Origin of the sequence: Pandoraea commovens, from assembly GCF_024704525.1 — a bacterium.
Classification (GTDB): Bacteria; Pseudomonadota; Gammaproteobacteria; order Burkholderiales; family Burkholderiaceae; genus Pandoraea; species Pandoraea commovens.
Genome location: NZ_CP102780.1, coordinates 2,137,664 through 2,155,260 on the forward strand (window position 1 = coordinate 2,137,664; position 17,597 = coordinate 2,155,260).

Below are 17,597 nucleotides of genomic sequence, written 5' to 3' on the forward strand. Positions count from 1 at the left end.
TGCAAATTCGGGAAAGCCGGAATTATAACGCAGCGAAGCCCTCGTTTCCCCCATTTTTCGGGGGCTTTTAACGACTTTCGGACAGTGCTTCAGCGCGACGTCTGACGCAGACCGAACGCATCGCGGGCGTAACCGACATCCGCGAGCGACGTATCGTCGAACGTGGCGAGCGCTTCGACCTGGAGTTTCTGCTCGTAGTGCAGACGCCATTGATCGACGGCGCGGAAGAACAGGCCGAGTGGCGTGACCGGCGCAGCAACGACCGGTGCGGTGGCGTTCAGATTGGCTGCGGCGGACAGAGGGCGGTACATGATGTGATTTCCTTCACAGGGCGCGGTGTGCTGGCCGGAGACGGGATGTCATGGCAGACGTCGCATTAGGGATAACCCGAAGCTTATTCCTTTCCCATGCGCTAAAAAAGTGAATTGTTTAGCTGATTTTGTTCACTATTATTGAAGTGGCATCGCGACTCGCTTAACATTCGACATCGTGTGAATGCCTGTCTGCCTGATTTCCACCTGCTTCCTGCTCCCGGAGCTTCCTCATGGACTTTCTGCAACTTCAGACCTTCAAGGCCATCGTCGACGAAGGTAGCGTGCTGGGGGCCGCCGAAGCGTTGCACTGTGTGCAGTCGAACGTGACGGCCCGCATCCGCTCGCTCGAACACACGGTGGGCGTGAAGCTCTTCCATCGTCAGGGACGCCGCCTGCAACTGACGCCAAGCGGACGTACGCTGCTTGGTTACGCCGACCGGATTCTGGCGTTATCGCGCGAGGCGAGCGCTGCGCTCAATCCGGCAAACGAGCCGTCCGGCGACTTCTCGCTGGGTGCGATCGAATCGTCCGCCACTTCGCGACTGCCAGCCGTGCTCGCGCGCTTCCATGCGGCGTATCCGAAAGTGCGCCTGAATCTCGTGACGGACACGTCGCTGAATCTGCTTGACGAAATTCAGCACGGCCGCGTCGACGCTGCGCTGATCGCGGGCACTGCGTGTCTGGAAGCGCAGGCGCAGATGTCGGTTGTGGCCGACGAGATCTACCGGGAGCCGATCGTGCTGGTCGCGCCCGCGCGCGCAGGGCAGGTTCACGAAGCGGCCGATCTCTCGGGCGCTACGTTGCTCATGTGGCCGCAGGGGTGCCCGTATCGCGGCACGATGGAGCAGTGGCTCGCCGCGAATGCGGTCACGCCGGGACGCATCCTGAGCTATGGCAGCTACGCAACCATCGTGGCTTGTGTCGGCGCGGGTGTCGGCTATTCGCTGGTGCCTCGCGGGATTTACCTGCGTTATCGTCAGGAGGCGAACATCGTCGGTCATGCGATGGAAGATCTCGCGGCGGTGCCGAACTTCTTCGTTCGCCATCGAGGCGTCGAGGTGCATCCGGCACGCGAAGCGTTCCTGCGTGTGATGCGTGAGTACGTCGCTGAGGCGCAGCCCGCGTAAATACATCACCTTGCGACTTCTCGCGATACGGGAAGCGCGGTCACCCCAATTGCGCAAAGTGAATGCTCAAATGATAATGTGTCTCATTAACGTTTGATTTGGGCATTTCGCAGATGGTCACTTCTCAGCCGTGGCGGCATGCCGTCGATCTCGACGGGTTGTCGCTGGTGCGTGGCATACAGCACGCGCAGGCAGGTGCTTCGGTGCGAGAGTCGCTGGCGGGCGGAGATATCAAGATCGTGTTCTTGCTCGACGGCGCATTGCAGTGGGCCGCCGGTGGCACGCCGTTACTCGCTGCGGGGGCGGGGAGCGTCAATGTTTGCTTTGGCGACTCGCCGCTCGACATCGATAACGTCTACGGCGAATCGAGCGCATTGCGGTACTTCAGCCTGCGGCTCTCCGAGCGCTATCTCATCGCGGCCTGTGGACTGGATGCACATGCGCTTACGCGAGGCTGGCGCGAGAGCGCCGCGAGCGGCGCGGGGCTTTCCGCTAACGCGTCGGACATCGGCAGCGTGCACGGCGACTGGTGTGGGACGAGCGCCGTGTTAACGCGTGCGATGAGTGCAGAGGAATGGCGTTGGGCCAGCACGATGACGTCGCTGCAAGCAGACGGCAGCGATAACGACACGTGCTGGCAACGTCTTGCGCTGGTCGGACAGACGTTTGAGGCGTTGGCGCGATGTGCTGCCTATACGTCGGGTGCGTCGGGTGCGTCGGGTGCGTCGGGCGCGCCCGATACCCCGCGAATGCCAGGTATTTCGAATACGCCGAATGCGTTCAACGCATTGAGCGTACCGATCCCTTCCACCGCACCTTGCGTCACGCGTTTCGCGTCGCAGCCCATGTCGCAGGACATTGAATCCCCTCGTGATCGGGTCACGCGTCGTGCCGTGTTCGCGGCCCGCGACGTCCTCAACGATCGCCTCCAAGCGCCACCATCGCTGCCCTTGCTAGCTCGCGAAGTGGGGATCAACGTCAATAAGTTGTGTGCGGGTTTTCGTCAGCAGTTCGGCACGACGGTGCATGGCTACGTACGTGAGCGTCGGCTTGCGACAGCGTTTGAATTGCTCAGCGCGCGGCGCATCAGTGTGAGCGAAGCCGCGTGGCAATGCGGCTACACGGACTCGCACTTCGCCAAGGTCTTTCGTGCGCGTTTCGGCATGTTGCCCAACACCCTGACGCGCGAAACCGCAATGCTGCGCGACTAAGGACGCTCGCGTCACTTTGTGATGCCATCGGCACCGTTGGTGATGCAAACGCGAGTGACGTAATGCGGTCGTCGGCACGATAACGAGATTGAATTTCAGTCTCGTTGGTGTGTAGCCGATGTCTTCCAAAAAAACAAATCGTTTCAGCGCCGATGAGGCGCAATACCCGTCAACTACGTTTTTAACGGTGGCGCCCGGGGTAAGGCGCGCCGTGGCGGTCGCGGCGTTTGTCGTGGCGGCAGGGGCGGCACCTGCGTATGCGCAAGTGGCGTCTGCTGCGTCGCCACCCGTGGCGCAAACGTCCGATCAAGGGGCGCGCGACGCCGCTGTGCTGCCGGTGACGCAAGTCACTGACACCGCCGAGCGAGATGGGCGCGCTGCGGCTACGCAAGGCTCGTTGCTAGGGCGTGTTGCGCCGTCGGTGCGCGACATTCCGCAGACAGTGACCGTCGTCGACGAAAAGCTCATTTCGCAGCAGGGGGCCCACACTGTTGAGGACGTACTGCAAAAGGTGCCCGGCATTACCGTTCAGCCTTATGTCCTGCTGACGACCGCCTACTATTCGCGCGGCTTCAAACTCGACGCGTTCGAGCAGGACAGTGTCCCCGTACTCATGGCCAACACGGCGGCAGGTCCACAGGACATGACCCCCTACGAGCGCGTGGAGATCATTCGCGGTTCCACCGGCCTGTTTCATGGCACGGGCAACCCGGGCGGGTTGGTCAACCTTGTGCACAAGCGGCCCGGCAAGACATTCGCGGCCTCGGCCGCCGTGACGCTCGGCAGTTGGGATCGCTATCGCGAGGAAGCGGACATCGGCGGGCCGTTGAATGCGAGCGGATCGCTTCGCGTGCGCGTTGCGGTGTCCGATGACCGGCAACGCATGTACTACGACGTTGGCCGTCAGCATGCGACGACCGTTTATGGCGTAACGGAAGCCGATCTGTCGTCGACTACGTTGCTGCGTGTCGGGGTTCAGTATCAACGTACGACGTCGACACCGAACCTTGCGGGGGTGCCGTTCTCGACCTCTGGCGGCGATCTCCAACTGCCGCGCGCCACGTTTCTTGGCTCGTCGTGGGACACCTTCGACTGGTCCGAGACGCGCGTATTCGGCACCTTGGAGCAACAACTCGGGAGCGGGTGGGCAGCGAAGCTTTCCGCGAACTATCTCGATGCCGGTGGTGACCTGAAGTACGGCGTGGCGTTCGGGGCGATCAACCCGGCGTCCGGGGCGGGTAGTCAAATGACCGGGGCGGCCTACCGGTTCGACAACACGCAGACGGGCGTGGATCTCCAGGTCGACGGACCCGTCCGGCTGCTGGGACGCGAGCATCATCTGTTGTTCGGCTTGCAACGGTTGGAGGCGACAACGCAGCAACGTAGCGCGGCATTGGTCCCGTCGATCAACGGCAGGCCCGTCAACATCTTCCGATGGGACCCCAACAGCGTTGCCGAACCCGCCACGGGGCCGTTCTCCAACGTGACGCCCACGCGCACCGTTCAAAACGGTGCCTATGCGATGGGGCGCATCCGTCTTGCACAGCCGCTCACGCTTGTGCTGGGCGCACGCGTTTCGTGGTGGGATCAGCACGCGCCAGCAAGCAGTTACCGCACAGGCGCGAAGGCGACACCGTACGGTGGCGTGGTGTTCGACCTGAACGACACGTGGTCTCTCTACGCAAGCTACGCCGATATCTTCCAGCCACAGACCGTGCTCGATGCAGGCAACAACCTGCTCAAGCCAATCACCGGCGCGAGCTACGAGGCGGGGGTCAAGGGCCAACTGTTCGATGGCGCGATGGACGTCTCGCTCGCCGTTTTCCGCATTCGTCAGAAGAACCGTGCACAGACGGACCCCAGCGTTCCTTGCGTAGGCACGACGTGTCGCTACATCGCGTCCGGCGAGGTGCAGAGTCAGGGTGTCGAGATGCAGGCGAACGGCCAGATCACGGACGCATGGAACGTATTCGCAGGCTACACCTTCAACACGACGAAATATCTGACCGACGCCACCTCGCAAGGCCAGTCGTTCGCCGACTTCGCACCGCGTCACCTGTTCCGTTTGTGGACGAACTACGACCTGCCGTTCGACGGCCGTCGATGGAGCGTGGGGGGCGGCGTCGATGTGCAGAGCGAGACGTCGGCCACGTCCAACGGCATTCGTCTGCGTCAGGGCGGCTATGCCACCGTGAATCTGCGCGCAGGCTACCGATACAACAAACATCTTTCGGCGGCACTGAACGTGAGCAACGTATTTGATCGCCGCTACTACCAGAGCCTCTCGAACACGAGCTGGAACAACCATTACGGCACCCCGCGCAGCGTCATGTTGACCGTGCGCGCCGACTACTAAGGAGCATTTCATGAGTCACTCGACAACCCCGATGCGCACTCTCCGCAATTTGACCTGGGCGGCTACGCTCGCTGCGGGTGCGGGGCTGATCGGCTTGCCGACGGCGTCGGCACAGGTGCCCACACCGGCAGCGCAGGTTGCGGTACAGAACGTGTGCCATCAGACATCCGCAAACACCGTGTTGCGGGGGACGTACCAACTGGAGGGGGAGGGGGCGTTGCCTATCGAGCTGGTGCTGACGTCACGCGAGGGCGCGCCGTCGCGGCTGTTTCAGGTCACCGGTCTGATCGCCGAGGGCGAGCGTCGATTCGGGGTGACGGGGATGGCCTATTGCACAGGCAAGGCGAACGACACGCTGGCGTTCGACGTGACGATGAGTGGCGGATTCCACGACACGACGGTCGATGACGAGTTGCGTCGCGCATGGCCAGCGGGCAAGGCCCCGCAGCGCGCCAGCTCGGCGGGAACGAGTGTCGTTCATGCCGAGGTGGCGCTTGCGTCGATGCAGGGTTGGGCTGAGGCCATGCGCACGATCGTGCTGACAGGCCAGCGTGTGATGGGGCCGAAACACGTCTCGGCGAAGCTGGTGTTCAGCCCTGAGCGTGCTCGATGATCATCTGCACACGCGATACGCCATTAAAGGTGTCCGCAGCTAAGCGATACGCGAATTGCGCGCGGCTTGGCAGCGTGTCGGCGTGATTGAACCAGATTGCGTTGAAGCGCATGCGGCCCCGTCCGAGTTGCAGCTTCAGGTGCTTGTCTTTCAGGATGGCCTGCGAGAGTACGTCGAACTCGCCGGAGAATACGGGCGGCGGAAAGCCCTGTCCCCAGACTTGCGCGTCGAGCATGGCGACGAAGGGGGGGACGAAGCAATCGTCACCGATGTCGCCGTCGGTTTCGATGACGCGGGAGAGTGTCTTCTCGTCGAGCCATTCCTGTCCGACAGCTTCGAACGCGGCCTGAAAGCGCGGCAGCGCGTCGGCTGCGATCGTAAGACCGGCGGCCATCGCGTGACCGCCGAACTTGCCGATCAGACCAGGCTCGCGTTTGGTGACGAGGTCGAGCGCGTCACGCAAGTGGAAGCCGGGGATCGAGCGTCCGGACCCTTTGATCTGGCCGTCATCCCCCGGCGCAAATACGATGGTCGGACGGTAGAACTTCTCTTTGAGGCGGGCTGCCACGATGCCGATCACGCCCTGATGCCACGTCTCGTTAAACGCGCAGAGCGTAGTCGCGGCGCGTGGATCGAAACGCGCCAGATCGGCCAGCGCTTCTTGTTGCATGCCCGCTTCGATTTCGCGACGCTCGCGATTCATCGCGTCGAGTTCTTGCGCGAGGGTCCAGGCGCGGGCGTCGTCGTCCGTCAGCAGACATTCGATACCGAGCGACATATCCGCGAGGCGTCCGGCGGCGTTCAGACGAGGGCCCAGACCGAAGCCTAGATCGAAACTCCCGGCCTGCCGTGCATTGCGGGCGGCCGCGCGAAAGAGGGCGTTGATGCCGGGGTGCATCCGCCCGGCGCGCATACGCGACAGGCCCTGTGCCACCAGAATGCGGTTATTGGTGTCGAGCTTGACCACGTCGGCGACGGTGCCCAGCGCGACGAGGTCCAGTAACGTATCCAGCCGCGGTTGTTCGCGCGTGTCGAAAGCGCCGCGTCCCCGTAACTCGGCGCGCAACGCCAGCAGTACGTAAAACATCACGCCGACGCCCGCCAGATTCTTGCTGGGGAACTCGCAGCCCGGCTGATTCGGGTTGACGATGCAGCGTGCGTTGGGCAGTTCGCTGCCGGGCAAGTGGTGGTCGGTGACCACGACTTCGATGCCAAGCAGTTGTGCGGCGGCCACCCCGTCGAGGCTGGCGATGCCATTGTCGACGGTAATCAGAACATCCGGCGGACCTTGTTTGCCGCGTGCGGCGAGCGTCACGATTTCCGGTGTGAGTCCGTAACCGTATTCGAAGCGGTTCGGCACCAGATACTCGACGTTCGCGTCAAACATGCGCAGCCCGCGTACGGCTACGGCGCAAGCCGTCGCCCCATCGCAGTCATAATCGGCCACAACGAGCATGCGCTTGCCAGCGGCGATGGCGTCTGCGAGGAATGCGGCCGCCTCTTGCGCCCCCTTGAGCTGCGTGGGCGGAATCAGGCGTGCGAGGGCGGTCTCGGTCTCCGAGCTTTCGACTACGCCACGCGAGGCGAACAGGCGCGCCAGCACGGGGTGGACGCCGTCACGCGAGAGAGTGTCGGCGGTTGTCTCGTCGACGAGACGGGTGACGATGTCGGTCATGCCACTTCCTCACCCAGCCGGGCCAGCGGCACCATGCGTGCGGTGAGGCCCTGGCGACGCCAGAACTTGCGCAGGTCACCGCTACGAGCGCGAAGGGTCACGGAGTGGCTGTCACCACACAGCGTGAGCGCGACTTCACGCGCTTGCCCTTTTTGCAGGCGCTCCAACGCCGGCGCCAGCCAGCGACGGTCGAGGTCCACGAGGGCGTCGCGCCAGCGTGCCCAGTCTTCCACCAGGAAATACGATGTCAGAGTGTCGATCTGCACCAGTGTGCGGCCGTCGGCGGCGTCGATACCTGCTGACGTGGGGTGCAGCGCGATCTGCATATGGTTCGCCAGTCCGCGCGTGGCGGGGGCGTCGGCCAAGACCGTGACACACGGACGATTCATGCGGGGCGCGGCAATGCGCTGACCGCCGCCGAACAGCCAGATCGCGTTCACAGGCGGCAAGCCACGCGCTTCGCGGGCCTGATTGGCCGGATGGTCGTACCAGGCCATCTGCACTTCGTTTTGCCACTTGCGCCACGTCAGTTCGGCCTTGCCCTGAGGCAGCCAGATGTCGACGTTACGCCCGGCGGCGCGCGCAGGCGACGCCGTGAGAAGGTCGCCCAGCGCGGGGGCACTCAGATACCACCGGTCGGGGCGCGGTGCGATCAACTCGCCGCCTTCTTCGGCGAACAGCGCGTGTGCGGTCGCGAAAAGGGCGGCAGATTCCTCCGCGCTCAATTCCAGTTCGGCCGGGTCCGTCAGCACGAGATGGTCGGTGGCGATGTGGATATGGGCGGGTTGCGCGCAGTACCAGAACCGGGTGTCGAGTGCGCCGCTGTCGTCAAACAGCATGAACGGCGCGAGCGGCGCGCGCGCAGGGCCGCCGGGCAGCCCGAAAGCATCGGCGAGCCAGCGTTCGTGCGGCAGCGTGGGGACAAACGGGTCTTCCGGCACGTCCTGCGCCGACTGAACGCCGCGCGCGAGCAACTTTTCGAGCGCGGGCAACTCCAATTCGGCCAGCAGTGCGGGCAAATGGGCCGACGCGGGGAGCGCGAACGGCAAGAGAAAGTGCAGGGCAGGTGTATCCATGTCGAGGCGAATTGTATGGCAAACTTCGCGCTGGCAGTTGGGTGACCCTGACGTCAGGTACGGAACGTACCATTCACCGCGCCGGGCAGGGGCCGGGGGCGGAGTTTGGGTACTGGGCCCGCGCGGGTGCAAACCGGCGCCGGTACGCTCCGATCGATCCTTATCAAGAATCAGGAATCCGTTTGAAATTCCCATACGAATGGCAGATCGGCTGGCGCTATACGCGCACCGGCAAGCGATCATCCGGCAACGGTTTCATTTCCTTCATCTCTTTCATCTCCATGGCCGGCATTGCGCTGGGCGTGGCAGCGCTCATTGTGGTGCTCTCGGTGATGAACGGCTTTCAGAAGGAAGTTCGGGACCGCATGCTCTCCGTGCTGGCGCACATCGAGGTCTTCGCGGTCGACGGCAACCTGCCGGACTGGCAGCGTACGGCCGCCGAGGCGCTGCAAAACAAGAACGTTATTGCGGCTGCGCCTTATGTGGGCGAGCAGGCCATGCTGACACGCGACGACAACGTGCGCGGCGTGGTGCTGCGCGGCATCGTCCCGAGTGAGGAAGCGAAGGTCTCCGACCTCGGTAAGCAGATTACGGACGGCACCCTGAATAACCTGACGCCGGGCAGCTTCGGCATCGTACTCGGACGAGAGCTGGCGCGGGCGCTGGGCGTGAGTATCGGCGACAAGATCACGCTGGTAGCCCCTCAGGGAACGATCACGCCCGCAGGCGTGTTACCGCGCGTGAAGCAGTTCACCGTGGTCGCGATCTTCACGGCCGGGCATTACGAATATGACAGTTCGCTGGCGCTGATCGACCTGCATGACGCGGAAACGCTATTCAGACTCGACGGCCCGACGGGTGTGCGTCTGAAAATTCAAGATATGGAACAGGCGCCGCTCGTGGCGCGCGAACTGGCCAAGACCCTCTCCGGCAACATGTGGGTGCGCGACTGGACCCAGCAGAACAAGAACTGGTTCGTGGCGGTGCAGACCGAAAAGCGCATGATGTTCATCATCCTGACGCTCATCATCGCGGTCGCTGCGTTCAACCTGGTGTCCTCGCTGGTAATGACGGTGACCGACAAGTATGCGGACATCGCCATTCTGCGAACGCTGGGTGCGCAGCCCGGCTCGATCATGAAGATCTTCATCGTGCAGGGCGTGACGATCGGCTTTGCCGGGGCGTTGCTCGGTGTCGGCCTCGGTTGTCTGATTTCGGTGAATATCGGGACGATCGTGCCGTTCATCGAGCGTTTGCTGGGGATTCACTTCCTGCCGCAAGACATTTACTTCATTTCCGAATTGCCCTCGGATCTGCAATCGTCCGACGTGATCCGTATCGGGGTGATCTCCTTCATCCTCTCGGCGCTTGCGACGATCTATCCGAGCTGGCGTGCCTCGCGCGTCAAACCGGCGGAGGCCCTGCGCTATGAGTAACGCAAATCAATCGATGGCCCCGGTGCCGAATCTGGCCTACGACGGCCCTGTGTTGCGGGCTCGCGATCTGCACAAGACGTTCAAGCAGGGGCAGTTGAACGTGACGGTGCTCAACGGGGCGAGTCTTGACGTTGCGCCGGGTGAGAAGGTGGCGATCGTTGGGGCGTCGGGCTCAGGCAAGAGTACTTTGCTTCATGTGCTGGGCGGACTCGACGATCCTTCGCGCGGCGAGGTGTCGTTGCTCGGCAAGCCGTTTTCGTCGCTGCGTGAGCGCGACAAGACGGCGCAGCGCAATCAGTCGCTCGGCTTCGTCTATCAGTTTCACCATTTGCTGGCCGAGTTCTCCGCGCTGGATAACGTGGCCATGCCGCTGCGCATCCGCCGTCTGCCGACCGAGCAGGCACGGGCCGCAGCGCAGGCGATGCTCGAGCGCGTCGGTCTGGGTTCGCGGATGAAGCATCGTCCGTCTGAGCTGTCGGGGGGGGAGCGTCAGCGAGTGGCGATGGCGCGGGCGCTGGTCACGCAACCCGCATGCGTGCTGGCTGACGAGCCGACCGGTAACCTCGACGGGCACACGGCCGAGACCGTGTTCGAGCTCATGCTGGAGTTGTCGGAGACGCTCAGGACCAGCTTCGTGATCGTCACGCACGATATCGATCTGGCACGTCGTTGCGACCGTGCATTGCGCCTTCGCGAAGGGATTCTGGAGTCCGCGTAAGGTCGTGCAAGGCTGGCTGTTGCTCGTGATAGCAGACAGAAAAGCGCCGGGGATTTCCCCGGCGTTTTGCATTTTCGGGACGTCGCGCGAACGCGTTTTTCGGCAACGTCCTAGACCATGATGCGGTGTTGTCCGATGGTCACGACAACGATGACGTGCGAGCCTTGTCATCGACCCGTAGAATTGACGCTTAAGGACACCTGACCATGTGGATCGATACCCATTGCCATCTCGATGCGGCCGAGTTTGATGCCGACCGCACCACCGTGATTACCGACGCCGTCGCTGCGGGGGTGGTCGGGCTTGTCGTGCCTGCGGTCGAATGCGTGACGTTCGACGCGGCGCGTGCTGCCGCCCGCGCTATCCCGGGCGGCGCGTATGCGTTGGGCATTCATCCGCTCTACACGCCGCGTGCACGCGACGAGGACATCGCGACGCTGCGCCGCGCGGTTGAGCTCGCCATGGGGGATCCGCGCTTCGTCGGCATTGGCGAGATCGGGCTGGATTTCTTCGTCAGGACGCTCGACCCCGAGCGTCAGCAGTTCTTCTACGTTGAGCAATTAAAGATCGCGCGCGATTTCGATCTGCCGGTCATTCTTCATGTGCGTCGCTCCCAGGACGCCCTGCTCAAACAGCTTCGGATCTTCACGCCCCGTGGCGGCATCGCGCACGCATTCAATGGCAGTCGGCAGCAGGCGGACATGTTCGTCGAGCGCGGCTTTTGCCTTGGGTTCGGCGGGCAGATGACGTTTGATCGCGCTTTGCAGATTCGTCGTCTGGCCGTGGATATGCCGCTGGACGCCATCGTGCTGGAGACAGATGCGCCCGATATTGCGCCGGAGTGGCGCTACAAGCAGCGTAATAGCCCCGTGGAATTGCCGCGCATCGCGCAGGTGCTGGCGGAGCTACGCGGCGTCGCACCTGAGATGTTGTCTCAGGCGACGTGCGCCAATGCCTGGCGCGTGCTGCCGCGCTTGTCCGGTGCCATGGCGATGGCGCCGGGTGACGGTCCTGCCGCGAACTTCTCTCTGATTTCCCCCAACACTTCCGGGCAATCGCGCTGACGCCGAGGCGTCGCGCGACTGTCGACACATGACGCGGTGACGTCATGAGAATGGTGCTGCTCGCCTGGGTGGCGGGTGTCTGGTGGCTGCAACAAGTCTCGGTGCTGCCTACTGGGCAAGGATTTGCGGTGGCGCTCGGCGTTGCCGCGTGTGTATTCGTTGTGGGGGCGCTGCGTGTGATTTGGGTGGCAGGGAGCGCACGGTCATACGGACAGCCGTGGGGCGCGACGAGCGAGCGTTGCCGTCCCGGGGGCGATGATCGACGGCTCTGTGGCGGAGCGTCTGCGAACCAGGGCTGGTCGCGATGGCTCGCGGTGACGGTGTTCGCATTGAGTGCAGGCGTTGGAGGATACGCCTGGGCGGCCTACCGGGCGGACTTGCGGCTCGGGGACAGCTTGCCCGCTGCGCTTGAGGGGCAGGACGTGCTGGTGACCGGCGTGGTGGCGGGGTTGCCCATAACTACGGGCGACGGTGTGCGGTTCGTGTTCGATGTCGAAAGCGCGCACGCCATTGCTGCGGGCGATGTGCGCGTCGGCGAGTGCGATGCTTGTGGTGTGTCGTCGGGGTGTGGCAATGGCGAAGGGGCATCGCTTTCGCCGACGCGATACATAGGCGGCGATGGCTCGGCATGCGGTGCGGTGCATGTGCCGAAGCGCATCGAGTTGGTTTGGCCAATGCGTCCGCCCTTCAGTGGGAAACGCGAGGCGCGCAGCGCCGTCGGCGTCGGCTCGGGTGAGGCATCGCAGGGCGCGATGGCGGCGGCCCGGCGGCGGTTGCCCCGCGCAGGTGAGCGATGGCAAATGCCGGTTCGTCTCAAGGCGCCGCGTGGCTTCGCAAACTGGCACGGCTTCGATGCCGAATTGTTGGCGCTGACTCGGGGCATTCGGGCATCAGGATACGTGCGGACGTCGATTGGTAAAGGTGCGCGAGCGATCGCAGTTCGCCCGCGTCGCCTGCATGTGGGGCCGTCGCCGGGGTATGGATTCGCGGCATGGCGTGAGCGGTTACGAGACGATTTTCGGGCCGCCCTCGACCCGTCGGCGAGATATGGCGGCGTGCTGATGGCGCTGGCGCTGGGAGAGCGCGGCGATATCGCGGATGACGACTGGCAAATATTTGCCGACACCGGCGTGAGCCATTTGCTGGCGATCTCGGGGTTGCACGTCTCGCTGGTCGCCGGGGCGATGGCTGCGATGGTTGGTGGGCTGTGGCGTCGGGCGGGATTTGCGCGATTACGCTTGCCATTGTGGTGGCCAGCGCCGAAGGCGGCCGCTGTCGCTGGGTTGCTGGCAGCGGTGGCTTACGGCGCGATTGCGGGCTGGGGTGTGCCTGTGCAGCGAGCCGTCGGCATGGTCGCCATCGTTGTGCTGGCGTTGCTAACGGGGCGGTTCGCCGCGCCGTCTTATGCGTTGGCGTGGGCACTGGCGGTTGTCGTTACGCTGGATCCGTGGGCCGTTGTCACGCCCGGTTTGTGGCTGTCGTTCGGTGCGGTGGCGGCGCTCGTGTTAGCCGCGAGGCGGGGCGACAGGACGGACTCGCCGTCGAGGGGACGCCGAGAGGATGCTCAGGGGGGGGAGGATGCCGTCATCCACGCAACGCGCGGAGCCGCCACACGGTTGGAGCCAGTCGTCGCGGGGCTGGCGTGCGAGCTGCCTGCTGCGGGTGCGTTGAAGCACGATGAAACGGGCGGCGCTCCGGCCGGTTGGCGAGCGGTCGAAAGGATAGGGCGGTGGGGCGTCGCTTTAGGCCGCAGATTGGCACCTGCTGCTCGCGCACAGTATGCGGTCACCATCGGTCTGATCCCGTTGACGCTCGCGTGGTTCGGCACAGTGCCATTGCTCGGGCCATTAGCGAACGCCGTCGCCATTCCGGTGATGACGCTGATCGTGACGCCGCTCGCGCTCGCAAGCCTGTTGTTGCCTTCCGGTCTTGCGCACTGGGCGCTCGTTGTTGCGCATACGGTGGTCGTCTGGCTGGCGGACTGGCTGGGCACGCTTGCGGCGATGCCCTGGGCGGTCTGGCGAGCGCCGGTCGCACCGGTTTGGGCGCAGATGGCATCCGTTGTCGGTGTAGTGGTTTGTCTCGTGCCGTTGCCGCAGTGGGTTCCCGCGACGAGGAGATGGATGTTCGGCATACGGTTCGCCGGGGTGGCGCTGATGGGACCGGCGGCGCTGGTATCCCCGCAACGGCCGACGGTGGGTGAGTTTCGTGTGACGATGCTCGATGTCGGTCAGGGCAACGCCGTGCTGGTCGAAACCGCGACGCGAACGCTGCTGTTCGACAGCGGCCCGCCGTTGGGGCGGCGCAGCGATGCGGGGCGGCGTGTCATCGTTCCATATTTACGCTCGATGGGGATCGCGCGGCTCGATCGGATGGTAGTCAGCCACGCACATGACGATCATTTTGGCGGGGCGTTGAGTGTGTTGCGAGCGTACCCAGAGGCGCAAGTTCTGTCGTCCTTGCCCGATGAACATCGGGTTCGGCGCGCATCGGCCGCGCATCGCACCTGTCTTGCCGGGCAGCAGTGGCAGTGGGAGGGCGTCACATTCCGGTTTCTGCACCCGGACAAGGCAGCGTTGCGTGATGGCCAGCGCGGGAGGGCGGGGCCGAACAGTGTGAGCTGTGTGCTGCGAATTGCGAACGGACGGCACAGCGCATTGCTCGCGGCCGACGCGGAAAGCTTGCAGGAACGCATGATGGTGGCCCGCTATGGGCGGGCGCTGCGCTCGGACGTGCTGCTTGCCCCGCATCACGGCAGTCTGACGTCGTCGACCTCGGCGTTCGTGGCTGCGGTATCGCCAGCCCACGTGGTGTTTCAAGCGGGGTATCGCAACCGCTTCGGGCATCCGAAACCGGCCGTGGTCGCCCGCTATCGATCAGCGGGCGCGACGATCTGGCAGAGCGTGACGCACGGCGGGATTCGGTTTTCAAGTACGCCGGACGGCATGACGGCCCAGGCTTACCGTGCGAGTTTCCGGCGTTACTGGCACGCGTTGTCGCCCGATTCGTCCTGAAAAGCGTTGGCGGCTTGTACTTTGTGCGCGCGCTTGCGCGAATGACGCCGCGTGGCAATTCGACGGAAACCTCTACGGGTACTCAAGCAGCGGTTAGCTAAAATGGACCGGCGAATGTCATGCGGCCTGATCCTCGTGCCGAATGCACAAGCGTGCGATACCGTGCGCCGCCGTCCTATGGCGCATGACGCACGCTCGCCAAGACAACGAATTCCATGACAAGAGACATCATTCATTTTTCGCACGGCAACGGCTTTCCCGCCGGGGTCTATCGCAAGATGCTCGGTGCGCTGGCCGACGAGTACGACGTGCGCGCGATCGATCGCATCGGGCATGACCCGCGTTATCCGGTGACGCCGGGCTGGCGGTATCTTCGCAACGAACTGGTCGACACGCTGGTGCGTCAGTATCGGGGAGAGCCGGTCTGGCTCGTGGGGCATTCTCTTGGTGGTTTCCTGAGTCTGATGGCGGCGCTCAAGGCCCCGCAGTGCGTGCGTGGTGTCGTGATGGTGGACTCGCCGATCGTGACGCCGGGCTGGCGCACGCAGATGCTCCGTCTTGGCATGCTGACTGGACTTTACGAACGAATGTCGCCCGCAGGGGTGACCAAGAAGCGTCGGGACCAATGGCCGGACTGGGAAAGTGCCTGGCAGCATTTTGCGAGCAAACCGGCGTTCGCCAGTTGGGATCCGGACGTGCTGCGCGATTACATCGATTGCGGGACGTTGCCCACGGGCGAGGGCGAGGCACGGCGTCTCGCCTTTGCGCGCGAGATCGAGTACCGGATCTATCTGACGCTGCCGCCGTTGCTCGCCGTGCGCGCCATGCGAGGCGTGCCGGTGCCGGTCGGCTTCCTCGCGGGGACCGAGTCTCGCGAATTGCGTCAGGCCGGGATCGGGGCCACGCGCAGGATTGTCGGCACGCATCTGCGTTATGTCCCCGGCACCCATCTTTTCCCGATGGAGCGTCCGCTGGACACAGCGGCTGCCATCAGCGACATGCTCGCGGAATTGCGCGGCGAGCATCGCCGTCCGCTGGCCGCCTGAAGGCCGGGCGTACCCGGCATCTCGACGTTACATGCCGTCCGCCAGGTGGTGGTGCGTCTTGCGATTCAGTCAGATGAAGACCGAAGGGGCGATGCGCTTGTCCGTCGGTACCCGCAGTCGTTTGTGCTGAGCGGGGTCTGAGATCGCAGAGATTCGTGCCGGAGCGCGCCGGTCGTGACGGGACGCCGCGCCGGGTGCCTGTCAAGGCCAAAATTTGCCGCGCAGGCCATCGAGGACGGGGCGGGTTTCGGGTATAATCCGGCTTTCCCGCGAGCAATTACTGCGATGACCAAATTCGTTTTTGTCACGGGCGGCGTGGTTTCCTCTCTTGGTAAGGGAATTGCTGCCGCATCTCTGGCCGCGATTCTCGAATCGCGTGGCCTCAAAGTCACCCTCCTCAAGCTTGACCCCTACATCAACGTCGACCCGGGCACGATGAGCCCGTTCCAGCACGGCGAGGTGTTTGTGACCGAGGACGGTGCAGAAACCGACCTCGATCTGGGGCACTATGAGCGCTTCATCAGCGCGAAGATGCGTCGTGCGAACAACTTCACGACGGGCCAGATCTACGAGTCGGTGATCCGTAAGGAACGCCGTGGCGAGTACCTCGGCAAGACCGTTCAGGTCATTCCGCACATCACCAATGAAATTCAGGCCTTCGTCGAGCGCGGTGCGCGTTCGACGTGGGACGGCCATCCCGACGTCGCCATCGTCGAAATCGGCGGCACGGTCGGTGACATCGAGTCGCTGCCGTTCCTCGAAGCCGCACGTCAGATGAACCTGCGCCTGGGCCGCAACAGCGTGGCCTTCGTGCACCTGACGCTCGTGCCGTACATCGCGACGGCCGGTGAACTCAAGACCAAGCCGACGCAACACAGTGTGCAGAAGCTGCGCGAAATCGGTATTTCGCCGGACGTGCTGCTGTGCCGCGCGGACCGTCAGATTCCGGAAGACGAGTGCGCCAAGATTTCGCTGTTCGCGAACATCCCGCAAGACGCCGTGATTTCGGTGTGGGACGTCGACACGATTTACAAGATTCCGCAAATGCTGCACGACCAGGGCATGGACAAGATCATCTGCGACGAGCTGAAGATCGAAGCCAAGCCGGCTGACCTGTCCATGTGGACGCGTCTGGTGCATGCCGTCGAGAATCCCAAGCACGATGTCACGATCGGCATGGTCGGCAAGTACGTCGATCTGACCGAGTCGTACAAGTCGCTGATCGAAGCGCTGCGTCACGCCGCCATCCACACGGAAACGCGCGTGAACATCGAGTACATCGATTCCGAGCAGATCGAGAAGGATGGCACGGATGCGCTCAAGCATCTGGACGCGATTCTCGTGCCGGGCGGTTTCGGCCGTCGGGGTACGGAAGGCAAGATCAAGGCAATCCGTTACGCTCGCGAAAACCGCGTGCCGTATCTGGGCATCTGCCTCGGTATGCAGCTGGCCGTGATCGAATTCGCGCGTGACGTCGCCAATCTGGCCGACGCAAACAGCACGGAATTCGAGCCGGCGACGCCGCATCCGGTCGTTGCACTCATTACCGAGTGGCAGGATCGCGATGGCAAGGTCGAGCAGCGTACCGAAGATTCGGATCTGGGCGGCACGATGCGCCTGGGCTCGCAACGTGTGCCGGTCAAGGCCGAGACGCTTGCGTCGCGCATTTATGGCGAGACGGTCAACGAGCGTCACCGCCACCGCTACGAAGTCAACAACCATTACGTCCCGCAGCTCGAAGCCGCCGGTCTGGTGATCTCGGCACGCACGCCGACCGAGAATCTGCCGGAAATGATGGAGCTGCCGCAACAGGTGCACCCGTGGTTCGTGGGCGTTCAGTTCCACCCCGAGTTCACCTCGACGCCGCGCGATGGTCACCCGCTCTTCAAGGCTTACGTTGAAGCAGCGCTGGCTGGTCAGCAAGCGCGCAAGAAGGCCGCCTAAGAC

At 63.7% G+C, this 17,597-nt stretch carries 13 protein-coding genes; 10 read left to right on the forward strand and 3 right to left on the reverse strand.

Annotated elements, in window-relative coordinates; genetic code table 11:
- Positions 1 to 89 precede the first annotated feature (89 nt).
- Positions 90 to 311: a hypothetical protein gene (locus NTU39_RS10080; RefSeq protein WP_039399305.1), complete on the reverse strand. Its 222-nt coding sequence runs from the start codon at positions 309 to 311 to the stop codon at positions 90 to 92.
- Positions 312 to 544: 233 nt separating this feature from the next.
- Here NTU39_RS10080 and NTU39_RS10085 point away from each other — a divergent pair, with 233 nt between their 5' ends.
- The 4 genes from NTU39_RS10085 (at position 545) to NTU39_RS10100 (ending at position 5,621) form a co-directional block, all read left to right on the forward strand.
- Entirely contained in the window at positions 545 to 1,441 is an 897-nt protein-coding gene (locus NTU39_RS10085; protein WP_150664803.1) for a LysR family transcriptional regulator, read from the forward strand.
- A gap of 113 nt (positions 1,442 to 1,554) precedes the next feature.
- Entirely contained in the window at positions 1,555 to 2,652 is a 1,098-nt protein-coding gene (locus NTU39_RS10090) for a helix-turn-helix transcriptional regulator (RefSeq protein WP_257959765.1), read from the forward strand.
- Between the two features lie 211 nt (positions 2,653 to 2,863).
- A complete protein-coding gene (locus NTU39_RS10095) occupies positions 2,864 to 5,008 on the forward strand; it encodes a TonB-dependent siderophore receptor (protein WP_257959766.1) in 2,145 nt (714 codons plus the stop codon).
- 10 nt (positions 5,009 to 5,018) lie between these two features.
- Positions 5,019 to 5,621, forward strand: a complete 603-nt coding sequence (locus NTU39_RS10100; protein WP_257959767.1) for a hypothetical protein — start codon at positions 5,019 to 5,021, stop codon at positions 5,619 to 5,621.
- Here the strand turns inward: NTU39_RS10100 and recJ are convergent.
- Positions 5,599 to 7,296, reverse strand: coding sequence for a single-stranded-DNA-specific exonuclease RecJ (gene recJ / locus NTU39_RS10105; RefSeq protein WP_257959769.1), 1,698 nt, complete (start codon positions 7,294 to 7,296; stop codon positions 5,599 to 5,601). The two genes, NTU39_RS10100 and recJ, sit on opposite strands and share 23 nt — an antisense overlap.
- Complete coding sequence (locus NTU39_RS10110; RefSeq protein WP_150664808.1) at positions 7,293 to 8,372, reverse strand: regulator; 1,080 nt, start codon at positions 8,370 to 8,372, stop codon at positions 7,293 to 7,295. The genes recJ and NTU39_RS10110 overlap by 4 nt, the downstream gene beginning before the upstream one ends.
- A gap of 182 nt (positions 8,373 to 8,554) precedes the next feature.
- Between NTU39_RS10110 and NTU39_RS10115 the strand changes: the two genes are divergently transcribed.
- The 6 genes from NTU39_RS10115 (at position 8,555) to pyrG (ending at position 17,594) form a co-directional block, all read left to right on the forward strand.
- Complete coding sequence (locus tag NTU39_RS10115; RefSeq protein ID WP_039399297.1) at positions 8,555 to 9,808, forward strand: lipoprotein-releasing ABC transporter permease subunit; 1,254 nt, start codon at positions 8,555 to 8,557, stop codon at positions 9,806 to 9,808.
- Positions 9,801 to 10,526: a lipoprotein-releasing ABC transporter ATP-binding protein LolD gene (gene lolD, locus NTU39_RS10120; protein ID WP_150664809.1), complete on the forward strand. Its 726-nt coding sequence runs from the start codon at positions 9,801 to 9,803 to the stop codon at positions 10,524 to 10,526. The genes NTU39_RS10115 and lolD overlap by 8 nt, the downstream gene beginning before the upstream one ends.
- 206 nt (positions 10,527 to 10,732) lie before the next feature.
- Positions 10,733 to 11,590, forward strand: coding sequence for a TatD family hydrolase (locus tag NTU39_RS10125; protein WP_150664810.1), 858 nt, complete (start codon positions 10,733 to 10,735; stop codon positions 11,588 to 11,590).
- A 44-nt stretch (positions 11,591 to 11,634) separates the two neighbouring features.
- Positions 11,635 to 14,604 (forward strand): DNA internalization-related competence protein ComEC/Rec2, encoded by a 2,970-nt coding sequence (locus tag NTU39_RS10130; protein ID WP_257959770.1) that lies wholly within the window; start codon positions 11,635 to 11,637, stop codon positions 14,602 to 14,604.
- Positions 14,605 to 14,819: 215 nt separating this feature from the next.
- The gene (locus tag NTU39_RS10135) at positions 14,820 to 15,650 is read left to right on the forward strand and encodes an alpha/beta fold hydrolase (protein WP_150664812.1); all 831 of its coding nucleotides are present in this window, start codon (positions 14,820 to 14,822) and stop codon (positions 15,648 to 15,650) included.
- A gap of 285 nt (positions 15,651 to 15,935) precedes the next feature.
- On the forward strand, positions 15,936 to 17,594 hold the full coding sequence (pyrG, locus tag NTU39_RS10140) for a CTP synthase (protein WP_039399291.1): 1,659 nt from the start codon (positions 15,936 to 15,938) through the stop codon (positions 17,592 to 17,594).
- The last annotated feature ends 3 nt before the right edge of the window (positions 17,595 to 17,597 follow it).